The 12361-nt window shown below is 36.5% G+C and carries 10 protein-coding genes; all 10 read right to left on the bottom strand.

From position 1 onward, the window contains the following. Nucleotides 1-238: 238 nt before the first annotated feature. The 10 genes from F824_RS0116220 to F824_RS0116175 all read right to left on the bottom strand — a co-directional run bounded on the left by F824_RS0116220 (nucleotide 239) and on the right by F824_RS0116175 (nucleotide 12315). The gene (locus F824_RS0116220; RefSeq protein WP_019598978.1) at nucleotides 239-1402 is read right to left on the bottom strand and encodes an ABC transporter permease; all 1164 of its coding nucleotides are present in this window, start codon (nucleotides 1400-1402) and stop codon (nucleotides 239-241) included. Between the two features lie 4 nt (nucleotides 1403-1406). Then, entirely contained in the window at nucleotides 1407-2366 is a 960-nt protein-coding gene (locus F824_RS0116215) for an HlyD family secretion protein (RefSeq protein WP_019598977.1), read from the bottom strand. Nucleotides 2367-2384: 18 nt separating this feature from the next. Further along, on the bottom strand, nucleotides 2385-3755 hold the full coding sequence (locus F824_RS0116210; RefSeq protein WP_019598976.1) for a TolC family protein: 1371 nt from the start codon (nucleotides 3753-3755) through the stop codon (nucleotides 2385-2387). Between the two features lie 90 nt (nucleotides 3756-3845). Next, nucleotides 3846-4412: a Crp/Fnr family transcriptional regulator gene (locus F824_RS0116205; protein WP_019598975.1), complete on the bottom strand. Its 567-nt coding sequence runs from the start codon at nucleotides 4410-4412 to the stop codon at nucleotides 3846-3848. Between the two features lie 357 nt (nucleotides 4413-4769). After that, nucleotides 4770-5594: a hypothetical protein gene (locus F824_RS0116200; protein WP_019598974.1), complete on the bottom strand. Its 825-nt coding sequence runs from the start codon at nucleotides 5592-5594 to the stop codon at nucleotides 4770-4772. Nucleotides 5595-5762: 168 nt separating this feature from the next. Further along, nucleotides 5763-6824, bottom strand: a complete 1062-nt coding sequence (locus tag F824_RS0116195; RefSeq protein ID WP_033405391.1) for a hypothetical protein — start codon at nucleotides 6822-6824, stop codon at nucleotides 5763-5765. Between the two features lie 338 nt (nucleotides 6825-7162). Continuing rightward, nucleotides 7163-7810: a hypothetical protein gene (locus F824_RS0116190; RefSeq protein WP_019598972.1), complete on the bottom strand. Its 648-nt coding sequence runs from the start codon at nucleotides 7808-7810 to the stop codon at nucleotides 7163-7165. Continuing rightward, a complete protein-coding gene (locus F824_RS0116185) occupies nucleotides 7810-8505 on the bottom strand; it encodes a hypothetical protein (RefSeq protein WP_019598971.1) in 696 nt (231 codons plus the stop codon). The genes F824_RS0116190 and F824_RS0116185 overlap by 1 nt, the downstream gene beginning before the upstream one ends. Further along, the gene (locus tag F824_RS0116180) at nucleotides 8502-11114 is read right to left on the bottom strand and encodes a sensor histidine kinase (protein ID WP_019598970.1); all 2613 of its coding nucleotides are present in this window, start codon (nucleotides 11112-11114) and stop codon (nucleotides 8502-8504) included. Before F824_RS0116180 ends, F824_RS0116185 begins: the two co-directional genes overlap by 4 nt. Then, complete coding sequence (locus F824_RS0116175) at nucleotides 11107-12315, bottom strand: DNA cytosine methyltransferase (protein WP_019598969.1); 1209 nt, start codon at nucleotides 12313-12315, stop codon at nucleotides 11107-11109. Before F824_RS0116175 ends, F824_RS0116180 begins: the two co-directional genes overlap by 8 nt. Nucleotides 12316-12361 lie beyond the last annotated feature (46 nt).

The following is a 12361-nucleotide window of genomic DNA, read 5'->3' as shown; positions in this document are numbered from 1 at the left end:
CTGTTGACTATTTTTGATTTCGCCCCATTGGTGTCAAAAATTATTCTCCCAATAGGCTGATTTTACTGCAGTTTCGATCTCATATGGAAACCTAATGCATATTTCCATCTAACTTAATCAAGTTAGATGCTTTACGTTACTTTTTCGATGTCTTAGAATTCGGGTTTAAGGTTCGCTTTCCATTGTGAAATCGTGGATCCTTCAGTGTGGTGGACACAACAGATCGCGGTGACACCCATCAAGCCAGTGACCGTCTTCTGGTTCTGTTGATTTTAATTTGCAGTATCAGTGCCATTACAGTGAAGGTTATTGCGATGATGACCAACAGCATTTTTATTTCCGGAAGAATATCGGCAAAACTTCCTCCATAATAGGCCACCTTTCTGAAGGCGGAAAGAAAATGCGTTACTGGTATTGTTTGGGCGATCCCATTGATAAATGATGGGATGGCAAGGCTTGGCCAGGTAAACCCGCTAAGGACAAATGCAGGAGTAGACATCACCATTAAAAGTTCTGTTGCCTTTAACTGATTGGGAATGGCGATCGAGAACAACATGCCCACGCCTATGGAAGCGAGACTTAAGAGGCTGACCAAAACCAGCATGGGTAAGTTGAAAATATTGGCCTGTACATTAAAAAACACAAATAGCCGGCTCATTATCAACCACATCACAGGCAAGAACAATACAAAGGGAGTCGTCTTTAAAGCGATTAGATAAACCGAAGATTTTCCTTTTTTGACCAGTTCCCCAAAATACCCGTCTTCAAAATCCCGGGCAAATACGAGCGCCATCGCCAGAAAAATCACTTGCTGCATGATGGCGCCCAACAAACCTGGCAACATAAAATCAAGGTAGTTTCCGGTCGAATTGTAAAGTTTATTGAAATTGACCTTAAAACTCTCGTACGAGGCCATGGCTACAGCTGGCGGTAAACCCTGTTTCTTAAGGCCTTCAATCTCTATCCCTGCATTGAGGGTCATCAATACCTGTTGGATGTTTTTGCTGGCAGTGTTGGCATTCAAAATATTGGCCATGTTGAGGTCTACCCTCACTTCAGGATGTCTTTTTTGCAGTATATCGGCCTCAAAACCAGTAGGGAAGGTCACCACAGCGGCATACTGTTCTACGGGCATTTCTTCCATGATATTTCCTGGATTATACCGGCGGTCTTTCACAAGCAGCCCTTCACTGTCTTCAAAAGCATCAATGATCCTGTCTGTCAAGGGACTGTTGTCCTGGTCTATGATCACAATGGGTAAATTCACCACCTTGGCCTGCTGGTAAACAAAGCCAAACAGCACCCCATACAGGACCGGAGCCCCAAAAAAGATGGCGCAGAGTACACTGTTGGAAAAGATCCGTGCAAATTCTGTTTTGAGTAAATTCAAAAATTCTTTCATCGGGTTACTCTTTTAATAATATGGTGGCGTTGGTATAGAAAGTGCTTCCGGAGATATTGGAAGTTGGGATCACCTTGAGTTCATATACCGATTCTGACAAATCATAAAGCGGTGCTGTACTCGTGATGTCGGCATATTGCGGCAATTGTTTTATGGTCACAAGCCTGCCGGTGTATTCCTCTTTGGTATAGGGATTAAGCATCACCAATTCACTTCCTTCCTTGAAGCCATAGATTCTGGATTCATTTACCGTAAACCTGAAATAGAGACTGTCCTTTTTGTATCCATTGAACAGCGCATATCCGGGACCAAGCAATTCCCCTTCTTTAAGGCTGATGGTTTCGATGGTCATATTGGCAGGGGCGATAAGGTACATTTCACCCGAGGCCACAAGCACTTCTTCCCTGGCACCCCGCGCGCGGTCCAATTGTCCCTTTGCCTGGTCCAATTGTTCGGTTCTCACACTTTTGCCGGCCTCCTTGCGTCCTGCTTCCAGGGCAGCCACCTGGGCACGGGCCATTTGAAGTTTCATATTGACCTCATCCAGTTGCTGGCGGGTCACCAGGGAATCCCGGTACATATTCTCCAGCCGTGAATAGGATTCTCCGGCAAATTGCAATTCCGCTTTTGCCGCATCCAGCTTTCCTTCTATTTGTATGAGCTGTTCTGCAGTTGCACCGACATTGGCCATGTCGAGTTGCCCCTTGGCGGCTTTCATCGCTCCATCTGCCTGGATCATTTTTGCCTGGATTTCGGGAATGTCCAGAAGCGCCAAAGTGTCCCCTTTTTGTACTTCATCTCCCTCAGCTACATATAGCGTATGGATGCGCCCGGGCAGTTTACTGCTCACAGAAATGGTTTCAAATTTTACTTTTCCCCTGTAAGGAGTAATCGCCTGTTCATTGCTACAGGAAGCCAGTACCAACAGGCTTAAAAGGCTAATTCCAATCTTTATTGTTCTCATTTTTTTCCGATAGTGGTTTTAATAATTGAGTAATCCTTTTGCATGCAGCAGGGTTGTGACAGCTCTTCGCTGGCCGAAGTAAGATTCCTGCAACTGAAAATTTGCCCTTTCCAGGTCTTTCAGTGCATCCAGTACTTCGGTGATGGAAGCCAAATCATTTTTATGTTGCTTGTTTACCAATTCAAAGGTGGCTTCGGCCAGTTCGATCTCTTTTTGTGCAATGCGCGAATTTTGAAGGGAAGCTTCGTAAGAGAGTTCTGCCTTTACAATGCTCAGCGCTATAAGTTCTTCGGCTTCCTGGATTTGTTCCCGGTATTTTTCGCCTTCCAGTTTAGATTTTTGGCTTTTTAGCCGGGACTGGCCTCCGTCAAAAAGTGTCCATTTAATGCCTACACCGGCATACCACCGCGGGTCAAAAAGTGACAGGTCATTTTCCCGGAATTCGTAATGACCCTTTAGGGCTACTTTTGGGACGGTATGATTTCTGTCCATTTTTGCCTTATAAGCAGTGGCTCGCTCCGCTTCCTCCAAAGCCTTAATCTCATTTCGCTTTTCAGTAGCCATTTCATTGGAGGGCAAAGCGGTAAGATTTGGAGCAAGTGCCTGTAAAATTTCTTTTTCTTCTCCGGTAAGCTGCTGCAAAACCTCTATAAGCAAGGTTTTATTATGGCTGAATTCCAGTTGTCTGGCAGCCAGCTGCTGCTGGGCAAGTTCTATTCTTTTGCGGTGGATAGGGGTTCCCAACCCGTTCTCGATGGCTTTTTTTACGAAGTATTCCTGGTCGCGCAGATAATCTTCAGATGCCGCCAGAACCTGTTCTGAAGCATTTACCAGAGCCAGTTTGTCATAGGTTTCAATGATATTGACAACTATGCGGTCTTTTTCAGCCATGCCCGCATAATTTAATGATGCCTCCTTATGTCTTGCAGCTTTGATGGCATTGGTCGCCTCAAACCCGCTGAATAAAACCCAGTCAACATCCACGGAGGATTTGAGGATGTTTTTATTCTGAAGGTGATTCACTTCCTGAAGGGGGATATTTGCGGGAAAGGAGGCGTTAAAAGGGATACCTGCCGCTTCTTTGATAAGAAGCTTTTGAGTCGCTATCAGAAGATTTTGAGTGTCATCGTCAAAAGTGATGTTATCATTCAGGCGGGTGTAGCTTCCGTTGAGCGTGATTTTTGGGAGAAAGACGGCTTTTGCCAGATTTTGGTCTACCTGTGCCTGTTGGGCATTCAACTGGTTGATATTGATGCTGCGGCTTTTCTCCAGCCCCTTTTGAATAAGGATTTCCAGTGCAGGATCCAATTCCTGGGCCAGGGAAGGGAGGGGTGCCAGGACTGCATACAAAAAACACAGGATGCTTATTTTGAGAGAATTTATTTTCATTGCAACTATTTTTTAGAACAGTGCAAATTTCCCTACTATGGAAGCGGTTTCTTTTGACCTATGTCAAATAATTCAAATCGGTAATTATTTTTAAGGATTTGCCCTTCGGATGCGGCTAAGGGTTTCCTGGGTCATCCCCAGATAGGAGGCAATGTGGCCAAGGGCTACACGGTTTGCGATATTGGGAAATTCGGCAAGCATATAATCATGCCTTTCCCGGGCGGTTTGGAACTGGATGGCATTTAATTTATTTGCTACCCGAGTGAGCATTTCGGTAGAAAGAAGTCGCCCCAGTTTTTCCATATTGTGGTAGCGGGCAAACAATAGGTCGAGTTTTTCCCGGGTGATACTGTATAGGACGGCATTTTCCAACATCTCCAAATAATACAAACTCGGGTTCTGCTGAAAAAAACTTTCAATGCTGGACATAAATTGTCCTTCCACAAAAAACCACTGGGTAACCTCTTTCCCGGCTTCTTTGAGAGAATAACTTCTTCCAACACCTTTCTCAATGAAGTAAAGCTTGGCACAAACCTGTCCTTCCCTTACCAGCGGCTTGTTTTTTTGAACAGATTCTCTTTCAAAATGCGAAATGATATCCGCCAATTCCTCAGCGGGAAAGGGGACAGTGTTTTTTAAATAATGGGTTAGGCTCATGGAAAGGTTTCAGAAGGGGTATTTCAAATTGGCTATAAAGTTAATTAAATCAAACCAAGGATGATCAGGAGTGGATGATGCCAGACTTTTTATTTCTTTTTTTACCTGATGCTTGGGCAGATTTAGGGGGAACCAATGGTTTTCTGGGTCTAAATTAAATGTTAAGGGGGAGGGCAGGATGACTCGGAAGGTGAATCACCAAACGGAGAAGTCGAAAACAGTAAAAAACGGATTGCTTATCAATCAATTTCAGGATGGAGTGGAATTGGGCATGCATCATGTAATCCAACTTGGAGCGCTGCTCTTCAAACTTACTCGGTTCTGCCTGCTGTGTATCCAAGGGGATGTGTGTGCATCTCAGAATTGTATTGTTTTGAAAGCGATTCTTGATTTTGGATTAAAGAAAACATATAGCGTTCCCATATCCCCAAATTTTAAAAATTCATCAGTTTTCTTGAGGCCCCAAATTCCCTTTTTCAATATTTGAATATTCCTGTCCGATGAAATGGAGCAAACAAACTTCATCAAATCTCCGGTTTTTGGACATCTTGGCAACTCTGGATATTGGTACCACAGTGGTACTCCACACTGATGGATTGGGTTTAGTTCATTTTCAAGTTCTTCAATCTTTACATTTTCAGATACTTCATATTTCAATTGACTTAAAAATATTTTAGGCTCAAATTCAACTTTAATTCCTTCTTTAACAATTTCTGGCCTGTCTTCAAGGGCGTAGTCTATGTAAACCGATTCCGAATAAAAATCCAGCGGATAAAAAATAGGGAACCTATTCATCCCTAGCCAATTAAATTCATCATCAGTACAATCAATAGATCCAATAAAAAAAGGCTTGAAGGTTGCATCACATAATATTTTCAAATTTTTAGGAGGAAAGCCTCCTAGTAGATGATTCCCATCGGTTGAATGCTTCAGCCAAAAAAGTTTGTTCGCTTCTGATTTAGGGATTTTAAATTCCAAAGGCCCAGAAACCCTTTCATTTCCTGGTTGATTCAATACTTCTATGATTCTTCCATTTTCTGTAATCATCTCTAATCCACTTTGGATTTTAGTGAAAACATCAAAATCTTTCTTACTCAACCGATGTTGAAGGATAAAATGTTCTAATTCCTCATTGTCGTTAAAATTAACTTCCCAACCCCCGAGATGGATATTTTCCTTCATCTGTTTATCTTGTGCATAAAGGTTGGCAGATTTGCGATTTGGCGTGGATGTAGTGGACTAAACTTCATTGGATGCAGACCGCTTTTAGTACTTCACTTTTTTAAAAGGCCGATAACAGCCCCGCTTTTGCAAAACGGCTGTTATCGGCCTTTTCATTTGGCTTCTTCCTTAGGGCTTTTTAAATTTTGTTTTCTTTTTATGTTTTTCATAAAGGTCCAAATCAAACAGAAAAATACCTCTGCCATCTCCTGCACCCTTCTGGAATCCAAACTGATGGGCAATCCTATTGCCTTTATTATTCACCACCGGATTGTCTGACTTGATCAAGTTCAAATACCGAGTCGAAAAATCAGCCAAACGTTCGACTTCCCCGCTGCCATCCAGTTTTAGTTTATAGATGTCGAGTTTGTATTTGTTTCTTTCTTCCATGGGTTGATGACGGTCACTTTCAATGACCATGTAATTTCCATCATGGAAAATGCCTTCCGCTTCATTGTAGCTTTTCGGTAAATCAGTATATTTCGTTGTCTTCTTCGTGTTTAAGTTAAATCCGAAAACCTGAGAATTGTAATACTGGTCTTTTTCGTCACCCCAATAATGGGTATAAATCAGTTCCTCGTTTAATGGTGGCCTAAAATCCTGTGTTTCCAGTCTAACATATTCTGATGAGTCCGCATAGGATATAATCGTTTCCACATCTTTTAAGTAAGGAACACCCTTTTCATAATTAATCTCCCCTGCTTTAATTTCCCTTTGTCCTTCGATAGTCCATGCGATTTTCATGCTGTTTTTTGAGACGGCAGGACCTTCGTCGCAGTAAACATTCAGGGGGTAAGGGCTATTGGGCTTGTCCTTGGTAAGGACGTATAATCCCAGTCCAGCATGTCTGTCTTTTTCGGGGTTGGCAGCATCAAAAATAGCTGAACCCATTGCCAGAAGTAGATCGCCATTGGACAAGCACAACACACGGTGAATGCCACCATGATAAAATCCAGCGGTGACATGAGATACCTCACGGGTTGCGATATTGATCTTAAAAACATCCCCTACCAGTTTATTTAAAAAATAAATATTTTCTGATTTTTCGTCCCATTCCGGCCTTACTCCCCAGGTGGTAAGAACTGAAAAATAAGGAGGTAGTTCCTGTACCAATGATTCGATCGTTTGGGAATTTGCCGAATTCATAAATTGAAGAAATAAAATTGCAGTAATAAGGACTGTTTTTTTCATTCTATCAGTTTTGTTTAAAATCATCACTTTATTATTGTCCAATCAAATTTAATAAGTCCAGTTTCATTTCCAAACCTGTTCTTTCATTGGGGATTGGGATACAAGTGAGTCCAACGGACTAAAATCGAAGCATCATAAGCGCCGTATGAATCGAGAGGTTCACAGCCTGTCCCGAGATTCGGGATACGGTTCTGGGAGAGGTAAAGGGGTGAAATTTCGCTTTACTTACTCTACTATGGGCCGTATTTTCTTTCCGAAAACTTGTTAGCGTTGGCATGAAAGCCCTTATAAATTTGTGAGTTACGAGCAAAATTTAAATGAGCTTGAACTTGCATTGGCTAATATATAACCATATCATTTTTCATATTGAATAATAAATCAGCTAAATTTCTATTATTTTCTTCAAGAATCGCTTTATTAATTCTTTTATTCAAATGTAAGTTTAGATAATCTTTTAAAAAGATAAAATCTTTAGAGTCATCTTTAAAGTATGCTAATAAACTAATTATTATAGTCTCATTTATTGCTTGTTTAAAGAGTTCAATAGTATTCAATGTTATTCCTTCATTTACAAGTTTTTTATCACGTTGAACCTCCTCAATTTCTGTTGGTAAAGGACCAAATCCAATAGCCTTATTAGTTTTAGCAATTCGAAATGAGCTCTTTATTAAACTGGCAGAATCACATGCGAGCAAAAATAAATTCTGGTTTTTGAAAATCCCCATTTCATTTATATTTACTAAAGGTTGTTTTGGAAAATCATTGAGTAATTCACCACCATAGATTTGGTTGTCCTGACCGTGTCCTAAAAATAATATCGTTGTATTGTCGGGTAGTTCTGCAATTTTGACAAGACAATCCTTATATGATTTATTGTTAGGATGAACTTCAATCAATTCAAACTCGATAGAATTAGATTTTAATTTTTTAACAATATCAAATAAAAAAATTGTTGAGGGGTCAATTGAAATAATAACTGTTGTCATCAATACTCGAATTTATTTAAGTCAACTAAATGAGCTATAGTTAGTTCAACTAAATTTTTCTGAAAATCAATTCCATTAGGCAAATCTTTATCTATCTCGTGAGCAATTTCAGACAATGATTTGCCTTTAAATTTTGGATAAACACTATTGAAAGTTAAGTCTGGATATTTTTCTAAATAATCAATTAAGTGTTTAGAATAACTGTATTTTTCTTTAGGCTTAATAAAAAGTGAAAAAAGGTCCTCAGCTAAATTATTCCGATCAATAAAATCATCAATTTTTAGTTTGACCAGTTTTTTTATTTGATCAGGAGAATTTAATTTTTCTACAATTTTATCTTGTTCAGCAGAGTATAGGCAAAATTGCGCAAAACGCAATCTGTATTTTTGAGATTTACTTTGGTTTTTTATCCACGAAAGAAGTTGATAACCATCTACGTTTTCATCTGAATAATCATAGTCAGAAGCAACGATATCAAAATTTTCTTGAGAGTAGTTTTCTATAATGTATTCTTTAATTTTTTTTAGATCTAATATAACTTTTTGATTCTCATTTCTTTTTTTAAAATTTTCGTCATTTAAATTTAGAAAGGTTTCATCAAGGTCAAATCCAGAACGTTTTAATTTTTTTCTTAGATTTTCGATTTGCGAATCTATTCTATTGTCATCTATATATAATAATCTAGTTACACTCATATTGTATTGAAAATGATTTTGAAAGAGGCACCTTTTAATTTTAAATTGTTTCCCAAAAAGGATATATTACAATTCATATCATTCAATAAAATTTTTGTGTAAAAAAGACCAATTCCAGATCCACTCATACCAGATGGAGGTACTTCACGAACTGAAAGCTCAAAAATTCTATTTGGATCATCCAGGAATTTGTTTGTAAGCCCATTTCCGTCATCTGAAATGACCAAGGCCAATTGTTTTTCGTTAATATTTTCGAAATCCATAAGAATATTTTTAGCATTCCATTTTACAGCATTACTGATTAAATTGTCAAGAATAATAGATAAATTTAATACGCTAATTTTCTTATTTAGATAAGAGTTGTTGGTTTGAAATTTAAATGAAATTTTATCGGAGAATGTTTCACCGTATAGAGATATATATTCTTTTATATATGCAACTATATCAACATTTTTCTTTTCAATATCTTCTTTAAGGTCTGCTCTAGTTGCAAATTCTGCCATTTTTAGAGACCTTTCAGCATTAAGTTTTAAAAAACCCAATTTTTTAATTAAGTCTTCAACCTCAAAATCGTCTTCAGTTAAATCATCTATTATATTATCAAGCCCATCTCTAACTTCGATATTATTTATTTTTATAGTATGAATTAAACCATCTGCATCAGGACTTAATGTTCTTCTGGTTGCAAGTAAGTATAGATTTTTTTCTTTTTCAATATTGAAATTTGTCTCTGCTTTTTCTGCCTTTTCTTTATAAGTATTTGCTGTTTTTTCTGCTTTTGCTTTTTCTCCTTTTAAGTTGTCAAGTTGAAATTGTAGTTGCAGTATTAATACTGTTTGTTCTTCTACTGTTTTTTTATAATTCTGTAATTCTAATATCGCTTTTGAAGTAACGTCATTAGTGTTATATTTTTCAAACTCATTTATTTGTTTTTCTAAATCAGCATTCTGTTCTGCTTTCCTTTGTAAAATTCTACTCAATGTTTCAGAGTCAATCTTCTTATTATCAAAGTCTTCAATTAATTGTTGGAATTCTCTTTCAGATTTTTCTTTCTCCTCCTCAATTTTTTGAGTAATAAGTTTTTCATTTATATAGAGTTCAATTACGTCATTTGTTTTAGCAGAGATTATAGAATGTATGGCACTATAAATACGTCTTTGTTTTGTCTTATAATCTTCCCTAAATTCTAAATCATCCTCGAAAATATCACCAGATACAATTTTGGATTCTATCTCTTTAAGAATTTTGGCATCTTCTTTATCTTGACTGTCATATATAGAACTGTCCCAGTTAAGCCCTTCAACGACATATCTTTCTAGTCTTCTTAAAGATTTATAAAAATAACTGTCATTTCTTTCAGAATTTGTTAGATTTTTAAAGTTATCGTTTCTAACGATTCCTTCACGACTTGATACAATCTGAAAGTCATTTTGTTCATCAAGGATCTCTATTTGACCAATGATGTCTCTTAATCCAAGATATCGTCTAGTCCCTTGTGCTTTTCTTTGGTCTAAACCTAACCAGTCATTTCCAACTTCTCCATATGGAGATATTCGAAAGCCATTTATAAATAGAAATACTGATCCATAGTTTACAGATTGAATTCCTGTTTGTTTTGTAAAAAAAGCTTTAGCATATGGGTTTAGGTAATAAAGTGAGGTTTTTACATTTTTAACGAATGGGTAATAAGGGTTTTTTTCTTTTATCCAAAATACAGTTTCTCCTTTATCTTTTAATTCAGTATAAATAACTTCCCCATTTTCGATAGTTTTCGTTTCAATGCTTGTTGATTTAAAATCTAATTTATCAAAAATTCTATTTTGAACCTTTCCTATAAACTTTTCGTGAGCCTCTCGATTATTATTCTCATTAGTAAATTCTGGGGCATCTATGAATATTCCAAAATCATCACTTTCAAAAGCTTGATTTGGATTGATTAGTTTTTCGAGATATTTTTTTAAATCAACGAATTTTTCGGTATCCCATTTGGTTATTATCCCATTTTTGTCTTTTATAGGATAAGCCCAGGAACTACGTAATTTTATTACTTCTAATAATACACCTTGTTCAAATGGTTCAATTCCACATTTAGCTAATTCAGTCTTTGTTAATGATTGAGATTGTAAGGGAATGGATTGAATTTCTTTTTTTTCATCTTCAATCTCAAATAATTTCCAATCAATTTTCAATTTTACATATTCAGAATCTTTCTTTGTCTTAGCATATAAATTTAGATATTCACCAAGCCTGTCACAGGAAAACCGTCCTACACCTTTGGCACCCGCCATTCTCCTTTTATGTTGGGTTTTATTTGCTTTTTTTTCAGAATAAGCAATATTTAACCACCTATCTTGAATTCCATCTAAGTCCATTCCAAGTCCATTGTCTTGAATGATTAATCTGGATGTTTTATCAGAAAATGTTTTATTAATTTTATCGTCATTATCTTTAAGATTTAGATAAGTTACAGTAACATTTTTAGCATCTGCATCAAATGAATTCTTTACTAATTCTAGAATAGCAATATTGTCGTCATTGATTAAATCTTTACCAATAATGCTTTTTAATTGAACGTTAGTTTTAAAATGTAGTTTCTGTATATCACCCATTAATTAGTTGTTTTAAAACTAAACCTGCTTGTTCTCCAAATAAAGGAGGTATTGCATTTCCAATTTGTGAATATCTGGGTACTTCCTGTGTTCTTCTTTTTCCTCCCGTAGTGTATTTTCCTTTGAATTCATATGTGTCTGGAAATGATTGTATTCTGGCATATTCGCGAACAGTCATAATTCTAGGTTCACAGTAGTGAATATAATCATCAGGTAATGTCGTAATAGTTGGTGTTGGTTTTTTTGCATTGAGAATTTTTGTACTGCTTTTTTTTAGTTGAAATCTCTCTCTATAAGCAGAACTTGTTAAGTTTTCATCCAATGCAATTTTAAACCTAGCTTTTATAATATCTGTATGTTTTGCAAATCTATGACTATCAACTCTTCCATTTTTTCTTTTATATTTTCGGACAAATTTTTGATAATTTGATAAGGGCTTGCCATAAACTCCTTCTTTAAATTTAGGTGTTTCAGATTCAATTACTCCATTAGATTGCAGTAAGTCAGAAATTGCATTTTCTAAAGTAGGATTTAGGGTAAGATTTTTGCTTATTAAAAAAGCTTCTTTGTTGTTTTGAATTCCATTAAAAAAGCTTTTTTCATTTATAAATGGATTTTCTGCAATAAAATCGTTTTGAATTCCAACTAAAATAAATCTTGTTCGTTTTTGAGGAATTCCAAATTTAGAAAAATCTATTAATTCACCTTTTACGGAATACCCCAGTTTTTGTAGTTGTTCAACTACATATGTGGAGTATTCTTTACCTTTTTTGTCATTGTTTTTGAAACCAAGAGTAAAACCTTTAACATTTTCAAAGAATATCAATTTTGGTTTAACATAGTGAATAAATTTTATGTAGGAATTAATTAAATCATTTCTGGAATCATTTTCTATCCTTCTTCCAGCCATCGAAAATCCTTGACAAGGTGGTCCACCTGCTACTAAATCGATTTTTCCTCTCAGTTTAATTAGGTCATTCGAATTATTCTCTAGGATTTCATTTATATCGTGATGTTTTTGTTCTAACCAATTAGGCCAATTAAAATGCTTTTTCTTTTTGATTAAATTATGTTCAAGAGTTTTAAAAGCATCTTCGCTTTTTTCAATTGCAAAAACACCTTTCCATCCTGCATTATGTAAACCAAGAGAAAGCCCTCCACATCCTGAAAATATGTCTATATATGTTTTAGGTTTTTTCATTTAAGTACTTTCTTTTGTTAAGTATAATAATTCTATAATGTCAATA

It is taken from the genome of Rhodonellum psychrophilum GCM71 = DSM 17998 (genome assembly GCF_000381545.1).
Classification (GTDB): domain Bacteria; phylum Bacteroidota; class Bacteroidia; order Cytophagales; family Cyclobacteriaceae; genus Rhodonellum; species Rhodonellum psychrophilum.
Note: the sequence above shows the minus strand (reverse complement) of the source record. Positions and strands in the feature narration are given on the sequence as shown.